Annotated in this window: 12 protein-coding genes and 2 pseudogenes; 7 read left to right on the top strand and 7 right to left on the bottom strand. The window is 64.8% G+C overall.

Going from position 1 to position 14,780, the window contains the following annotated elements; all coding sequences use genetic code 11:
- Positions 1–7 precede the first annotated feature (7 nt).
- The 3 genes from ACSQ9A_RS35310 to ACSQ9A_RS35320 are packed head-to-tail and all read right to left on the bottom strand — an operon-like array spanning position 8 to position 3,913.
- A complete protein-coding gene (locus ACSQ9A_RS35310; RefSeq protein ID WP_436307398.1) occupies positions 8–2,101 on the bottom strand; it encodes an acetate--CoA ligase family protein in 2,094 nt (697 codons plus the stop codon).
- A complete protein-coding gene (locus ACSQ9A_RS35315; RefSeq protein ID WP_436307399.1) occupies positions 2,098–2,901 on the bottom strand; it encodes an enoyl-CoA hydratase/isomerase family protein in 804 nt (267 codons plus the stop codon). Before ACSQ9A_RS35315 ends, ACSQ9A_RS35310 begins: the two co-directional genes overlap by 4 nt.
- Positions 2,902–2,914: 13 nt before the next feature.
- Positions 2,915–3,913 carry a tripartite tricarboxylate transporter substrate binding protein gene (locus tag ACSQ9A_RS35320; protein WP_436307761.1) on the bottom strand — a complete coding sequence of 333 codons (999 nt, stop codon included), beginning with the start codon at positions 3,911–3,913 and terminating at the stop codon, positions 2,915–2,917.
- Positions 3,914–4,082: 169 nt separating this feature from the next.
- Between ACSQ9A_RS35320 and ACSQ9A_RS35325 the strand changes: the two genes are divergently transcribed.
- From ACSQ9A_RS35325 to ACSQ9A_RS35340, 4 genes are all read left to right on the top strand, one after another.
- The gene (locus ACSQ9A_RS35325) at positions 4,083–4,874 is read left to right on the top strand and encodes an IclR family transcriptional regulator (protein WP_436307400.1); all 792 of its coding nucleotides are present in this window, start codon (positions 4,083–4,085) and stop codon (positions 4,872–4,874) included.
- A 291-nt stretch (positions 4,875–5,165) separates the two neighbouring features.
- Entirely contained in the window at positions 5,166–6,068 is a 903-nt protein-coding gene (locus ACSQ9A_RS35330; RefSeq protein ID WP_436307401.1) for a LysR family transcriptional regulator, read from the top strand.
- 144 nt (positions 6,069–6,212) lie between these two features.
- On the top strand, positions 6,213–7,634 hold the full coding sequence (locus ACSQ9A_RS35335; RefSeq protein WP_436307402.1) for a nucleobase:cation symporter-2 family protein: 1,422 nt from the start codon (positions 6,213–6,215) through the stop codon (positions 7,632–7,634).
- Positions 7,621–9,054: an 8-oxoguanine deaminase gene (locus ACSQ9A_RS35340; RefSeq protein WP_436307403.1), complete on the top strand. Its 1,434-nt coding sequence runs from the start codon at positions 7,621–7,623 to the stop codon at positions 9,052–9,054. Before ACSQ9A_RS35335 ends, ACSQ9A_RS35340 begins: the two co-directional genes overlap by 14 nt.
- Before the next feature lie 108 nt (positions 9,055–9,162).
- Here ACSQ9A_RS35340 and ACSQ9A_RS35345 read toward each other — a convergent pair.
- Positions 9,163–9,305 (bottom strand): annotated as a pseudogene (locus ACSQ9A_RS35345) (acetyl-CoA C-acyltransferase); the annotation flags it as partial.
- Positions 9,306–9,488: 183 nt separating this feature from the next.
- On the opposite strand from ACSQ9A_RS35345, the gene ACSQ9A_RS35350 reads away from it, so the two are divergent.
- On the top strand, positions 9,489–9,647 hold the full coding sequence (locus ACSQ9A_RS35350; RefSeq protein WP_436307404.1) for a hypothetical protein: 159 nt from the start codon (positions 9,489–9,491) through the stop codon (positions 9,645–9,647).
- A 246-nt stretch (positions 9,648–9,893) separates the two neighbouring features.
- Here the strand turns inward: ACSQ9A_RS35350 and ACSQ9A_RS35355 are convergent, their stop codons facing one another.
- Positions 9,894–10,757, bottom strand: coding sequence for a hypothetical protein (locus tag ACSQ9A_RS35355; RefSeq protein WP_436307405.1), 864 nt, complete (start codon positions 10,755–10,757; stop codon positions 9,894–9,896).
- A 227-nt stretch (positions 10,758–10,984) separates the two neighbouring features.
- Positions 10,985–11,416, bottom strand: coding sequence for an ATP-binding domain-containing protein (locus ACSQ9A_RS35360; protein WP_436307762.1), 432 nt, complete (start codon positions 11,414–11,416; stop codon positions 10,985–10,987).
- Between ACSQ9A_RS35360 and ACSQ9A_RS35365 the strand changes: the two are divergent.
- Positions 11,321–11,521, top strand: a pseudogene (locus ACSQ9A_RS35365) (LLM class flavin-dependent oxidoreductase); the annotation flags it as partial. The gene ACSQ9A_RS35360 and the pseudogene ACSQ9A_RS35365 sit on opposite strands and share 96 nt — an antisense overlap.
- Positions 11,522–11,566: 45 nt before the next feature.
- Here ACSQ9A_RS35365 and ACSQ9A_RS35370 read toward each other — a convergent pair.
- The gene (locus ACSQ9A_RS35370; protein ID WP_436307406.1) at positions 11,567–12,457 is read right to left on the bottom strand and encodes a helix-turn-helix domain-containing protein; all 891 of its coding nucleotides are present in this window, start codon (positions 12,455–12,457) and stop codon (positions 11,567–11,569) included.
- A gap of 180 nt (positions 12,458–12,637) precedes the next feature.
- Here ACSQ9A_RS35370 and ACSQ9A_RS35375 point away from each other — a divergent pair, with 180 nt between their 5' ends.
- The gene (locus ACSQ9A_RS35375; protein WP_436307407.1) at positions 12,638–14,764 is read left to right on the top strand and encodes a molybdopterin-containing oxidoreductase family protein; all 2,127 of its coding nucleotides are present in this window, start codon (positions 12,638–12,640) and stop codon (positions 14,762–14,764) included.
- The last annotated feature ends 16 nt before the right edge of the window (positions 14,765–14,780 follow it).

Consider the following 14,780-nt stretch of genomic DNA (forward strand, 5'->3'; position numbering starts at 1 on the left):
TTCCAGCTCAGGCCAGCACGACCACGCCGTCAGCGGCACGCACACCCTGCCCCTGCGGCAGCACGAACACCGGGTTGATCTCGGCCTCGAGCAAGCGCTCACCGAGCTGGGCCGCCATCTTGGAGAAGGCAACGATGGCATTGACCAGCGCCTCGACATCGGCCTTGGGGCGGCCACGGAAGCCGTCCAGCAACGGCCAGGTCTTCAGCTCGCGCGCCATGGAGAGCGCATCCTCGCGGCTCAGACCACCTTGGGAGGGCAACAGCCGCAACGTGGTGTCCTTGAACAGCTCGGCAGTGATGCCGCCCATACCCAGCAGGATGGCAGTGCCCAGCACGTCGTGGTGCATGCCCAGGATCAGCTCGGTGCCGCCGCCCACCATTTCCTGCACCAGGAAGCGCTGCGGCCGCACGCCTGCCTTGCTCTCGACCTCGGCGGCCATCGCCTGCAGGCGCGCCCCCACCGTCTCAGCCGTCAGGTTCACGGCAACGCCGCCGACATCGCTCTTGTGTGTGATCTCAGCCGAAAGAATCTTGAGCACGACCCGATCGCCCAGCTCGCGCGCCGCAGCTTCGGCCTGGGCCGGCGTGGTCACCACCACCTCTCGCGCGCAGGGCACGCCGAAGTGGGTGAACAGCTGCTTGGCCTGGGCTTCATCCAGGGAGCCTGCCGGCAGTTCGTCGATGACCACATCGGCCTCGGGCGCGCTGGATGACTTCGGCTCCTGCCAGCTGCCGACGTTCAGCATCGCGCCCAGCGCGGTGGTGCAGCTTTCGGCTGCGGCAAAGGCGGGTACCCCGCGCTGCGTCAGCAACGCAGCGACTTCGGGCGCGTGCGGGCTCACATAGGCGATCACCGGCTTGTCCGAATTGGGCAGGCAATCCTGGATGGCGCCTGCCATCAGCTCCGGCATGGCCAGGCTGGACGAGCCGACGATGATCGTCAGCGCGTCGTAGCTGGGGCTCTTGAGCAGGATGTCGATGGCGCCGCGCAGCAGGTCCGGCTGCAGACCGGCCAAGGTCACGTCGATGGGGTTGCGGTCGAGCACCGCGTGATCGCCGCTCTGCAGCGCGCGCAACGCCTCGGCCGTTGCAGCATCCGGCACCGGCGTCTCAAATCCGTGCATGCCAAGATCGTCCGATACCAACGTTCCGGCGCCACCCGTCGAGGTCAGGATGGCCACGCGCTTGCCGCGTAGCTTGCGACCCGTGGCCAATGCGACCGGAATGTCGAGAAGATCACCAAAGGTCTCGGCACGGATCACGCCGACTTGCTTAAACAACGCGTCGTACATGCTGTCGGCGCCCGCCAACGCACCGGTGTGCGACACGGCAGCCTTCGCACCGGCTTCGGAGCGACCGATCTTGAACGCGACGACAGGCTTGCCCGCGCGAGCCGCCTTCAGAGCAGCGGCGCGAAACTTCTCGGGATTGCGCACGCTCTCCACATAGAGGGCGATGACCTTGGTGTCCGCGTCGTCAGCCAGATGATCGACAAAATCCGCCAGGTCCAGATCCACCTCGTTGCTGGTCGAGATCAACTTCGACAGGCCGATTCCACGTGCCGCGGCACGCGACAGCAGCGCGCCGAGGATGCCCCCGCTTTGCGAAACCACGCCGATCCCGCCGACCGGGAAATGATCCATCTCGAGCGCGCCACTGGCGGAGAGCACGATGTTGTCGGTCAGGTTAACCAGTCCGATCGTGTTGGGGCCGAGGATGCGCATGCTGCCAGCCGCCTCGATGAGCTGCTGCTGGCGGCGCGCACCTTCCTCGCCGGTCTCGGTATACCCGCTGGCGAGAACGATCGCGGCGGCAGTTCCTTTCGCCGCGAGTTCCCGGACAGCCTGGTGCGCCCGCTCGGCACCCAGCAGCACGATGGCGACATCGGGCGTGCCTGGAATCGAGGCGATATCGGGATAGCAGGTCAGGCCATCGATCGAGCTGACACGCGGATTGACCGGAAAGATCTCGCCGGTAAAGCCGTGCTTGCGCAGATAGGCCACTGGCCGGCCGGCGGTCTTGGCGGCATCCGCCGAAGCGCCGATCACTGCGACGCTGCGAGGCTTGAGAAGCCTGGTGACGGAGTTCAGTTCGGTCATTTCGTCGTCTCCCTTTTTGCGTTGCTCTTGGCCAGGAAGGCCATCACCGATTCGCGATGCTCGGTACTGGTGTAGCAAATGCCCTGCGCCTGGCTGCCCTGGGCGAACACCTGATGCGCGGACATCTCGAAGCTCTGGTTGAGGATCGTCTTGCCCAATGCCAATGCGGTGGCCGAGCCCTTGCTCATCTCGGCTGCCCAGCGCTGCGCGTCGGGAACGAGGGTCTCGGCATCCGACCGGCGATCGGCGATGCCAAGGCGCAGGGCTTCTTCAAGCTCGACTTTCCGGCCGCTGAAGATCAGTTCCTTGGCCTTCGACAGGCCTACCCGGCGCGGCAGGAAGTACATGCCGCCGCCATCGGGAACGATGCCGCGATTGATGTACGACCAGGTGAAGCTCGCCGCATCCGAAGCGATGATGAAGTCGCATGCCAGCGCCGTGTCGGCCCCCAGGCCGGAAGCAGCCCCGTTAACGGCAGCGATCGTCGGCTTGGGCATGGTGTGTAGCAGCGATTGGGTATGGTGCACACGTTGCTGGCGGCTCCACCCGTTGAATCCCACCTCGCCTGCAGGCGCCTGCATCCGCCGCTCCATGCCGGCGACATCCCCGCCGGCGCAGAAGCCCTTGCCGCGTCCGGTGAGCACCAAGGCACGGATTGCCTTGTCGTACGCCACATGCTCCAGCGCCGCGATGAACTGCGTGCGCATGTCGTCGCTCATGGCGTTGCGTTTGTCGGGACGGTTCAGCCACAGCGTGGCGATGCCGTCTGCGACCTCGAGCTCGATCAGTCGTTCGGTCATTTCAACGTCTCCGTCATTCGTTGGTAATGTTGTTTTCCTTGACCACCTTGCGCCAACGCGCTTCCTCACCCTTGGCGTACTTGTCGAAGTCCGCCGGCGAGCCGCCATTGATCACGAGGCCCTCCCCTTCCACGCGCTTGCGAAAGGCCTCCGTCTGGACTGCCTTTTTGGCGGCTGCGTTCAGGCGGGCGATGACATCGGCCGGAGTGCCTGCAGGCACATACAGGCCGTACCAGCTGTCGGCCACGTAGCCGGGCACACCGCTTTCCGCGATCGTGGGAACCTTGGCCAGAGCGTGGGAGGACGATCGCGTGGCCGTGGTCACTGCCAGCGCACGCAGCTTGCCGCTTTCGACGAAAGTCCCCACTGCAGCCGCAGTCGCGAACATGACATCCACCTGGCCACCCAGCAGATCGGTGATCGCGGGACCAGCGCCCCGGTAGGGGATGTGGGTGATGTTCGTCTTCGTCAGGTTCTTGAAGAGTTCACCCGCGAGGTGCGCCGACGTGCCCGCGCCTTGTGACGCGAACGACAGCTTGCCCGGGTTCGCCTTGGCTGCGTCGATGAGGTCCTTGACCGATTTGAGAGGGCTCTCCGCCCGCACCACCAGCACGTTCGGAGAAACCCCGATCAGCATGACCGGCGCGAAGGCTTTCTCGTAGTTGTAGGGGAGCTTGCTCTGGATGCTGGGGTTCACCACGTGGGCCACGGTGGCCATCACCATCGTGTAGCCATCGGGTGCGGACTTTGCCACTGCGTCCGTCCCGATGATCGTGCCCGCACCGGGCTTGTTGTCGATGATGACCGGCTGACCCAGTTCCTGGCCCATGGCGATGCCCATGGTTCGGGCGACCAGATCAGTGCCGCCGCCGGGTGCGAACGGCACGACTATCTTGACGGGCCTGTCGGGGAAGGCTGCAAGTGCCGGCGTCGTGATGGCGGCGGCCGCCGCTGCGATCAAAAAAAGGACCAAGCCGATCCTGAGGCGTGCCAAGGGCAAGCGCTTTTGCATGGTTGTCTCCAAGTGGAAGTGGGATAAGCGAAGAGCTGAGATCGATGGCGGTTCGGGTCTTCTCATCGAGTGCCACTAGCTTAGGTCTGCGAAACGCTTTGCGCACCCCCCGATTTCCATTCCTTGGAATTACACTTCTGGCTTCGCATCTGCTCGGAATCCCTTGTTTATGTCAACCAGACGTCAACATTTCGAAGAGCCCACGCTGAACCGATCCCTGGAGCGGGGGATCGAGATCCTTCGGGCCTTCAGGCCGGGTGCCGACTTGCTGGGAAACGGCGAGATCTCGGAACGCACCGGGATTTCGCGCGCTACCGTCAGTCGCCTGACCCAGACGCTGGTTGAGGTCGGGATGCTCGAGCACGATCGGAACCTACGGGCCTACCGACTTGCCGCGCCCGTACTGAGCTTTGCCCACGCCATGCGCGGCGGCTCCCCTGTGTTGAGCGTGGTCGCGCCCCTGATGCGGACATTGGCGGAGAAACTTCGTATCAATGTCGGCTTGGCGGTTTCGGATCGAGACGAAATGGTCTACCTTGAATCGGTCCGCTACAACCGCCGGGTGTCGCTGCGCAACGTCGTCGCCGGACAGCGAGTGCCGATGGAACTCACGTCGCTTGGCCGGGCCTACCTCGCGGTCGCCGATGAGCCCACCCGGCGCACTCTCATGGCGCAGTTCCGCGAACGACGCGGGAACGGCTGGAACCAGATTCGTGACGAAATCAAGAGCGCAATCCGGAGCGTGACGGAGCGCGGCTTTTGCACGGCTTCCTGGCAACCGGAGGTGATCGCCCTCGCGACGCCGCTTGTGGTGGAAGGCCGACCTGTCTACGTGCTCAACGTGAGCGTCACGACGAAGGGCAGCATTGCGGAGACCGAATCGATGCTTGGAGGCCCGCTGCTCGAGCTCTCGAAGAACGTGAAAGCCACCCTCGCCGCGCTGGAGGTTCGGAGAGCCTAGCACCTGCGCACAAGGTACTCTCTTCGCGGTCTTGAGATCGTCAACCCGCGCAAGGGGGCTGTAGCGACGAAGGAGGTTCGGCAGTCGGGCTGAGACCGGACGTTCATCGCGGACAGTAGAAAAATCCTCCTTGGGGCACCAGGGCAGACGCTGGCGCAATACTTGGCGCCATCTCCGCAGCCCAGTGCGGCGATCTCGTAGACTCAACGCGCATCTTGCCTCCTGGGATCCGCCCCAGGCGCAGTTCGCGCGGCTGCACCTGGATTCATTCACTTTCGATCTCATCTTCCAATGCACGCCAAGGTAGTCCGCTATTTTGTGGAAGTCGTCCGAACAGGATCGATCCGCAAGGCGGCCGAGCAGTTGCATGTGGTTCCGACGGCGATCAATCGGCAGATCCTCAATCTCGAAGCAGAACTGGGGACTCCGCTCTTCGAGCGCATCCACAACAAGCTCAAGCTCACACCCGTCGGCGAGATCGTGCTCGCGCATGCGCGCACCACGCTGCAGGAGTTCGAGTCGGTGCGAGAACACATCGACGCGGTGCGGGGGCTGCGGCAAGGCGAGGCGTCGCTCGCGACGACTACAGGGCTTGCCAGCGCGTTCCTTCCCGCAGTGGCGCAACGTTGCAGGGCGGCCCATCCCGGCCTTCAACTCAAGTTGCTCGACATGCCGATCGCGGCCGTCATCCGGGCAGTGGCCGACGGCGATACCGATCTGGCGCTGGCCTACGACGTGCCCGACACCACCGTGCTGCGAACGCTGTTCTCGAGCGAATGGCCGATCGGCGCCGTCGTTGCGCCGGACCATCCGCTGACGGCGCGAGCCACGACCACGCTCGCGGACTGCGTGGGCTTTGCACTGATCCTGCCGGCTGCCGCTCTTTCGCTCAGGACCATCCTCGATGGCGCATTCGGGCGTTGCGCCATCGGAGTGTCTCCCATCGTCGAGACCACCTCGACCGCGCTGATGCGCAAGCTGGTTGCGCAGCGCCAGGGCGTCGCGCTGCTCAATCGCCTGGACATCGAAGAGGATCTTCGCGCCGGCACGCTCGTGTTCGTTCCGCTGCGCGATGCCGGATTGCAGCCACAGCGTCTGTCGCTGGTGGCGCGCTCCGGCAATGGGCCGAGTCCTGCTGCAGGGTTGCTTGCCGCCCAGGTCATCGACTGTCTCGAGGAAGCCTTGGTCCGCTGAGGCGGGGATGATGACAGCCGGTGTCCACTTTTCGTGGACGCAAGAGGCCATTTATTGACTTTGCGCTGCTCGGGGGTGCGCTTCTAGACTCCGTCCGCCGATCGAAGCGCCGCCATGGCGCCATGCGGCGGAAAGGTCATCCAGATGCTTACCACTCACACGACCGATGCCGGAGACAACCCGAGCAGCGACGCGGTCGACCAGAAGATCCCGCTTCCGCGCTGCGCGGCCCTGGGCCTGCAGCACGTGCTGGTCATGTACGCCGGCACCGTCGCCGTGCCGCTCATCGTCGGCGGGGCGCTCGGCCTGTCCAAGGCGGACATCGCGTTCCTCATCAACGCCGACCTGCTTGCCGCCGGCATCGCGACGCTGATCCAGGCCCTGGGCCTTTGGGGCTTCGGCGTCCGCATGCCGGTGATGATGGGCGTGACCTTCGCCGCCGTCGGGCCGATGATCGCGATCGGCATCAACCCGTCGCTCGGACTGCCCGCGATCTACGGCGCGACCATCGCGGCGGGCATCTTCGGCATGCTGGTCGCGCCCCTGATGGGGCGCCTGCTGGGGGTGTTCCCGCCGCTCGTCACCGGCACCGTCATCACCTTGATCGGCATCTCGCTCATGGGCGTGGCGATCAACTGGGCCGCGGGAGGCCAGCCGACTGTCGGCCGCGTGATCGACGGGATGAGCCATGCGACAGCCAACCCGGACTACGGCGATCCGGCGAAGCTTGCCATCGCCGCCTTCGTGCTGCTGGTTGTGCTTGCGATCACGCGCTTCGGCAAGGGCCTGATCGCCAACATCGCGATCCTGCTGGGCATCGTCGCCGGGGTCTGCGTGTCGCTGGCGTTCGGCCTCATGCAGTTCGACGGCCTTGCGGAGGCGAACTGGGTCGCCCTGACCACCCCGCTGCACTTCGGCATGCCGCGCTTCGAGTTCACGGCCATCGTCTCCATGTGCATCGTCATGCTGATCACGCTGGTGGAGTCGACCGGCATGTTCCTTGCGCTCAGTGCCATCACCGGCCGTCGCATGACGCCGGAGCTGCTGACGCGCGGCCTGCGTGCGGATGGCCTCGGCACCGTGCTGGGCGGCGTGTTCAACACCTTCCCGTACACCTCCTTCTCGCAGAATGTCGGGTTGGTCACGGTGACCGGCGTCCGCTCGCGCTACGTCGCAGCCATGGGTGGCCTGTTCCTGATCCTGCTGGCACTGCTGCCCAAGGTGGCGCACCTCGTGGCGTCGGTCCCGTCCTTCGTGCTCGGAGGTGCAGGCATTGTGATGTTCGGCATGGTGGCGGCAACCGGCGTGCGGATCCTGGGCGCCGTCGACTTTGCGAAGAATCGTCACGCGCTGTACGTGATTGCGATCTCGATCAGTCTCGGCCTGATCCCCACGCTGTCGCCCAACTTCTTCCAGCATCTTCCCGCATGGACGCATCCGCTGACGCACAGCGGCATCGTGCTCGGCACGTGTGCAGCCGTGCTCTTGAATCTCTTCTATCACGGCGTGCTGTCGAAGGACCGCGCATTCGCGCTGGCCGCCAGCACCTCCCATGGCAGTGAATGACATGTTTCAGCTTTCCGAGAACTCCCGCCCCCTGCTGCTTCGCCACGCCGATGTGCTCGTCACCATGGACGCCCAGCGTCGCGAGATCGCCGACGGCGCGGTGGTCGTCGAAGGTCCCGCCATTGCCTGGGTCGGCGCGACCAGCGAGTTGCCCGCGGCCTGGCGCGATGCAGCCGGCAGCGGCTCGATGGAGGTCGTCGACCTGCACGGCCATGTGCTGATGCCGGGCCTGGTCAACACGCATCACCACATGTACCAGAGCCTCACGCGCGTGGTTCCGGACGCGCAAGATGCCGAACTCTTCGGCTGGCTCGAGAACCTCTACCTGCTGTGGGGCCACCTGACGCCCGAGATGATCCGTGTCTCCACGCAGACCGCCATGGCCGAGCTCATGCTGTCGGGCTGCACGACCACCAGCGATCACCTTTACATCTTTCCCAACGGAGCGCGACTCGACGATTCCATCGAGGCGGCCGAGCGCATGGGCATGCGATTTCACGCCGCCCGCGGCAGCATGAGCGTTGGCCGCAGCCACGGCGGCCTGCCGCCGGATTCGGTGGTCGAAGACGAGGCCGCCATCCTGGCCGACAGCGAGCGTCTCATCAGGCGCTGGCACGACCCCTCGCGCCACAGCATGCGGCGGGTCGTGCTCGCTCCGTGTTCCCCGTTCTCGGTATCGCGCGACCTCATGCGCCAGTCGGCCTTGCTGGCGCGCGAGTACGGCGTGTCACTGCACACCCACCTGGCCGAGAACGACAACGACATCGCTTATTCACGAGAGAAGTTCGGCATGACGCCCGCCGAGTACGCCGAAGACTTGGGCTGGGTCGGCCACGACGTGTGGCACGCCCACTGCGTCAAGCTGGACCCTGCCGGCATCGCCCTGTTCGCCCGAACGGGGACGGGCGTCGCGCATTGCCCGTGCTCCAACATGCGGCTCGGGTCGGGCATCGCCCCCGTCCGCTCGATGCGCAGCGCGGGCGTGTCCGTCGGACTGGGCGTCGACGGCAGTGCATCGAACGATGGAGCGCACATGCTGGGCGAGGCGCGCCAGGCGCTGCTGCTGCAGCGCGTCGGCTTCGGGCCGGCCGCGCTGACTGCGCGCGAGGCGCTGGAGATCGCCACGCTGGGCGGCGCCGCGGTTCTCGGCCGCGACGACATCGGCGCATTGGCACCGGGGATGGCGGCTGATCTAGTGGCATTCGACCTGCGTGGCGTGACGCATGCAGGCGCAAGCCATGATCAGGTCGCCTCACTCGTGTTCTGTCACGCGGTGAATGCGGCGCTCAACGTCATCAACGGGCGCGTGCGCGTACGTGACGGCAAGCTGGTCGACATGGACCTGGCGCCGATGCTGGCGCAGCACCGGTCATTGGCGCGAAGGCTCTACGAGGCGGCGAGGCATCCGCACATGGCCTGACGCGAACATCGATTGCGCAGCGCGCCGCGGATTCCGTTCTATGCGCCGTCAGCCACTCTGAGAATGGCTGGTCGTTCTCGGTGGTGATGCCATATGCATCTTCTCTCACGGATCGTGCAGGATGTCGACCATGTAGTCGATCAGGTGTGCGTTGCCCATCATGGCGCGCTGCGGCTCATCGATTTGGAGCCCGCGCCAATGGCAATGTCGCAGTCGCCCATCGCAATGGCCTGTGCCGCCGACACGATGGCCTACAAGCCCGAACGCGCCATTGCGATGTTTCCAACAATGGCAGGACACATCCGTCGATACGCATCGCACAACGCCTCCGCACCGAGCTCGACCGCCATCGCGACGAAGGAAGAATCTCCGAAGCCTGCTACGCCAGGCCAACGGAGCACCCATCTCCCCCTCTCGAGGATTGGATCGGGAAGGTGATCGACAAGACCAACGAGATGGCGAAGAACGAGGCGGCGCGCAAGGAAGCAAGGAAGTGGCGAAGCGACTCAGCTGAGTTCGATCGACGCGACGCCCGATGCGCGACACGGCCGGTGAATCCGAACAGGCCTGTACGGGCCATCGCATTCGAGTAACTGAACCGGTTCGCTGTCTGCGGGGACTGCTCCGGTCCCCTACCCTGCCCTTCGCAAGCGACCGTCGGAAGGCAAGTCTGCAGCGTAAGCGGTCTTCCAAGTTGACAAGCACGGACGTCTGCAAGCTGGCGCTCTGGGGACCTTCATAGTTCCTGCTGTGCTGTCAGCGCCAGATGCCGAGCGCTGCGGCTGCAAATACCTCGGCAGATGTTGGAGAAGGTCGGCCTCGGCTCACCTGCCCACCATCTATCGAAGTTCAGTAGGCCCGAGGCTCCGATACCAGGTAATGCCCTGCCGTTCCACACTTCCTCTCTCCTTTCGAACATGAAACTGGCCGGACTTTCTGAGGAGCTCGCTCCAGTTTTGACAGAAGTACTTGGGCGGCCGATGCTCTGGGTGAGTGGCCCGAATCGCCTCGAGCGCGGTGTCAAGGCGAGTCATCTCCCCTGGAGCGGTGTTCTGCTCTTGCCGGCGCAGCAGCACGACGGCAGTGCTGTTCGGCCAGTCGACCGTACCGTCCGGCAAGATGCCGTGAAAGAGTTGGTCGAACTCTGGGCTCTGCACGAACGCCGCAAAGTGCTTCTGGGCCTCTATCGCCGTCTTCGCCCACTGAAGGATGTCCTCATATGACGATTGCGCAGTCGCAAGGCCTTCCTCAAGCACAGTGATAGCCTTTTGGCATCCGACTTGAGTGAGCAGGTCGTGGTCCTCAAGGAAATGATGGACGATGCGATTGCGAAGCTCCTTGAACTCGTCGAGCCTCGCCCTCGTTTGCTCCAGCTCCTCGGCGGGCAACTCCAGGGCAAAGCGCGTGCGAAAGACCGGTTTGTCCGGATCGACGTGCGGCTCCTCGGCTTCTTCAGGGGCCGGGGCACCCAACTCTCGAAGGTACGTGCGTTTGATCTCGTCGAAGAGGTACCCCATCGGTTTGGAGCCGAACAGCTCCTTCCGGCGCTGCTGATTCAGGGGCGCCGTCTCAACGGTTCCGAAAGCGACGCTATCGATGACCAGGGCCTTCAGTAGCATCTCATAGCGCTGCACGCGAAGCAGGAAGCGTCCAAGCTTCCGGTGGACTATCGCCTGTAGTTCTTGCAGATCGGAATCGTTCATCCTCGCTCCAGTCTGAGCCGCGCGCATTCTGCCCTAGCTCGGCCCGCCGCGGTTAACGCGTCGCCCGCTGCATCCTACGCAGTGCTTGTCTCTATGGCCGTCCTCTATAGGCACGACGGTACCCGCGCCCATCGCGCTTGTAGTCGCATTTCGAAACGTAGAAGGAAAGCAAATGGGGATGCGCGATCGTCATACGTGCCCCATTGACATTCTGGACGGTCAGTAGGTCACGCGAAAGGAGCTTGGCCGCGGCTTGACTGGGCCTGCACGAGTACAAGGCACCGCTCCTTCGCGCGTGTTACAGCGTTGTATAGAAGTCGACGTTTCTGGTCGTCGCTGCCTCCAATCGCCGCCGGCCATAGCACGATCACATCGTCGAACTCTCGGTTCTTTGCGCCATGAACCGTCATGCCCCTCCAGCCGTTTTCATCACCCTTCCGTGCTCGGCGTCGTTGAGCGAACCCTTGCTCGATCGCCAGTTCAAGCTCGTCCTTGGAAAAGGTGGTCTTGGATCGAGCTCTTCTTTGCGTGTCCATCCAATCGGAAAGATCTCGTGTGGCTCGGGAGGATTCGTGCTCCGCACGGGCCGCAAGGGGCTGCTCGACCTGCTTGAAGAATGGCGTGCGGCCGGCGTCAACCACGCCGCCCTCGGCATTCAGTTCGCCCAGCGGCCGGTGCGCGAGCTGCTCCAGGAACTCGCGGAAGAAGTGCTTCCGCACTTTCCTGCACTGACGGCACCGGCCGCGCGCCCTTCTCGGTGGTGAGCCTTGGTGGAGCAGGACCCGCCTGCCGCCTCTTCGGATGCAGGCTCAAACGCTTGTGCGGGCCCTGAACTGGCTGGGCGACAACCCGGTCGAGTGGCGAAACGCCTTGGAGAAGTTGGCCAGCGACGAGAAGCCGGCCGAGAGCGCAATGTCCTCGATCGAGCAGCGCTCCTCGCGCAGGCGGCGCTTGGCCAGCATAAGCCGCCGCTCGGCAACGAAGGCATGCGGCGCCCGACCCGTCGCCGCCCTGAAGCTGCGCGTGAAGTGGCCCACGCTCATGCAGGCGATGCCCGCCAGCTCGGCCACCGTGAAGTCCTGGTCCAGATTGCCGTCGATGAAGTCGACCACGCGCGACAGGCGCCGGCTGTCCAGCGGCTTGGGCGCCTTGTCTACCAGCGGCCGGGCCAGGCCCAACTCCGAATAGTTCTTGAGCAGGTGGGCGCTGAGCGCCACCGAGAGGCTTTCGACGAACAGCCTCCCGACTCCCGTTTCGTTGGACAACTCGCAAACGATCTGGTCCGCGATCATGGTCACGAACGGGTCGTGGTCCACGGCTTGGTAGCGCAGGCCGGCCCTGGCCGGGTCGATGTCGAACTCGCGCTGGACCGTCTCGGCGAAGGGGTTGCCGGGCAGGAAGAGGTGCAGGCAGTCGGCGATGGGCTCGACCACGTTGATGTATTCCTCCTCGACGCCTGCGGGGCACAGCCAGATGGTCCCCCGGTGGCCCCGTGTGTGCTCGCGCCGGCCACCGCCGGCGCGGTCGACCAGCGTCTGCCCGCTCAGTTGAATCGCCACTTCGGTTGCGCGCGGCACGAGCCGGGGCAGTTCACCAGGCGCGTGCGTCCACCGCTCGGCCAGGATGTTCGACCAGCCCAACGCATTGGAGGTCTGGTGCATCGTGCTGTTGACGTACTTGTCCAACGAGTGCCCGAACATGGTGCTCGACCGGGTCTGGAAATTGATCGTGGGGAGAAAAGTCAGCAGGAATCGTGCCGAATCTTCATCCGCACACCAGGAAAAGTAAATAGCGCAATGGGATAAGGACTTTGGCCCCCTTGCTCGCCAGACTTTGCTCCACCACTACCCCACGTGAAGCACTGGAGAGAAAGGACCCCTATGGCCCGACATGTTGTCGTGGGCGCCTGCCCACACGATTGCCCCGATACCTGCTCGATCCTGACCACCGTCGACGACGGCAAGGCGGTGGCGGTGCGCGGCAATCCGAATCACCCCTTCACTCGCGGCCGGCTTTGCGTGAAGGTCAACAACTACCAGGACCGGGTCTACAGCGACCAGCGGCTGCTCCATCCCATGCGCCGCAGCGGGCCCAAGGGCAGCGGCCAGTTCGAGCGAATTTCATGGCACGAGGCGCTGGCCGAGATCGGCAGCCGCTGGAAGGCGCTCATTGCCACGGACGGCCCGCAGTCGATCCTGCCCTACAGCTACCTGGGAACGCAGGGAATCCTCAACGGCCTGAACGTGGGCGACCCCTTGTTCAACAAGCTGGGCGCCACGGTGTGCGAGCGGACCTTCTGCGACTCGGCCTCGTGCACCGCCTACATGATGACCATCGGCCACACGCCCGGCGCGGACCCCGAGAGCTTCGTGCATTCCAAGTACATCGTCCTGTGGGCCTGCAACACGCTGAGCACCAACTCGCACCACTGGCCCTTCATCGAGCAGGCAAGAAAGAACGGCGCCAAGCTGGTCGTGATCGATCCGGTGCGCACGCGCACCGCCCGCCTGGCCGACTGGCACATCCCCATCCGGCCGGGCACCGACGGCGCGCTGGCGCTGGCGATGGCGCACATCCTTATCAAGGAAGGCTTGATCGACCGTGACTACATCGACCAGCACACGCTGGGCTTCGATGAGCTGGCCGAGAGGGTTCAGGCGTACACGCCGGAGTTCGCTGCCGAACAGACCGGCATCCCCGTGGAGGACATCCTCAAGTTGACGAGGGAATATGCTTCCACGCCGCCCGCGGTGGTGCGCATCGGCGTTGCGGTGGAACGCCACGCCGGCGGCGGGCAGACCGTTCGCGCCATCTCCTGCCTGCCCGCACTCATCGGCGCATGGAAGCACGTGGGCGGCGGCTTGCTGCAGTTGCCGATCTGGGCCTTTCCGGTGAACTGGCCGGGCCTGATGCGGCCGGACCTCCAGCCCGAGTCGATGCGCGTGATCAACTCATGGCGGCTCGGTGCGGCGCTGACCGGCGAGCTGCAGCTGGCCCCAGCGATCCGTTCGCTGTTCGTCTACAACGCCAACCCCATGGCTATGGTCAGCGACCAGGACAAGATCGAACGAGGCTTGGCGCGGGAAGACCTCTTTACCGTGGTCAGCGAGCACTTCATGACCGATACCGCGCGCTACGCGGACATCCTGCTGCCGGCCACGACCCAGCTCGAGCAGAAGGACATCATGTTCTCGTGGGGCCACCTCTACCTGTCCTACAACAACCCTGCCATCGAGCCGCTGGGCGAAGCGGTGTCCAACACCGAGCTTTTCAGGCGCCTGGCCATGGCCATGGGCATCGACGACCCGTTCTTCCATCGGACAGACGACGAGATGATCGAGGCGTCGCTGGACTGGAGCAGCCCGGTGCTCGAGGGAATCACCCTGGCGGAGCTCAAGCAGAAAGGCTTCATGCGCCTGAACATGCCCGCACCTGGCGACTGGGCGCCGCACCGTGAAGGGAATTTTCCGACCCCGTCCGGCAAGTGTGAATTCAAGTCCTCCATGGCGGAGGGCGGCAACTTCGTGGTGCCGCTTTTCAGGCAGGGCTATGGCGGCCAGCAGTCGGGTGAACCGGTGGACCCGCTGCCGCACTACATCGCGCCCAACGAGAGCCCGGCAACGGCGGCGGACTTGGCGCGGCGCTATCCGCTCAGTCTGATTTCGCCCAAGAGCCACGCCTTTCTCAACTCCAACTACGGCAATCTGCCGGCCCAGCAGGCCCAGGCCGGCGAGGAACAACTGGTGCTCCTGCACCCGGATGACGCGAGCGCGCGGGGCATTGCTGCCGGAGCGCCGATCCGCATCTTCAACGACCGGGGCGCCTTCGAGGCGAAGGCCACGCTGTCGGCGGACGTGTCGCCGGGCCTTGTCATGGCGCCCTCGGGCTACTGGCATCGGTCGAACCGGGCCGGCGCCACGGTGCACGCGCTGACGCCCATCGCCTTCGCGGACCTGGGCCGCGCGCCCACCTTCTCCGACGCGCTGGTGCAAGTTGTTGCCATCTGAGCCCGCGCTCGTTTCC

The organism is Variovorax sp. LjRoot290 (assembly GCF_964253985.1).
Lineage (GTDB): Bacteria > Pseudomonadota > Gammaproteobacteria > Burkholderiales > Burkholderiaceae_C > Variovorax.

What these genes read in the sequence shown, in the direction of transcription:
- ACSQ9A_RS35310 (WP_436307398.1), bottom strand. Translation starts at nt 2,101, where the DNA reads ATGACCGAACTGAACTCCGTCACCAGGCTTCTCAAGCCTCGCAGCGTC.
- ACSQ9A_RS35315 (WP_436307399.1), bottom strand. Translation starts at nt 2,901, where the DNA reads ATGACCGAACGACTGATCGAGCTCGAGGTCGCAGACGGCATCGCCACG.
- ACSQ9A_RS35320 (WP_436307761.1), bottom strand. Translation starts at nt 3,913, where the DNA reads ATGCAAAAGCGCTTGCCCTTGGCACGCCTCAGGATCGGCTTGGTCCTT.
- ACSQ9A_RS35325 (WP_436307400.1), top strand. Translation starts at nt 4,083, where the DNA reads ATGTCAACCAGACGTCAACATTTCGAAGAGCCCACGCTGAACCGATCC.
- ACSQ9A_RS35330 (WP_436307401.1), top strand. Translation starts at nt 5,166, where the DNA reads ATGCACGCCAAGGTAGTCCGCTATTTTGTGGAAGTCGTCCGAACAGGA.
- ACSQ9A_RS35335 (WP_436307402.1), top strand. Translation starts at nt 6,213, where the DNA reads ATGCTTACCACTCACACGACCGATGCCGGAGACAACCCGAGCAGCGAC.
- ACSQ9A_RS35340 (WP_436307403.1), top strand. Translation starts at nt 7,621, where the DNA reads ATGGCAGTGAATGACATGTTTCAGCTTTCCGAGAACTCCCGCCCCCTG.
- ACSQ9A_RS35355 (WP_436307405.1), bottom strand. Translation starts at nt 10,757, where the DNA reads ATGAACGATTCCGATCTGCAAGAACTACAGGCGATAGTCCACCGGAAG.
- ACSQ9A_RS35370 (WP_436307406.1), bottom strand. Translation starts at nt 12,457, where the DNA reads ATGTTCGGGCACTCGTTGGACAAGTACGTCAACAGCACGATGCACCAG.
- ACSQ9A_RS35375 (WP_436307407.1), top strand. Translation starts at nt 12,638, where the DNA reads ATGGCCCGACATGTTGTCGTGGGCGCCTGCCCACACGATTGCCCCGAT.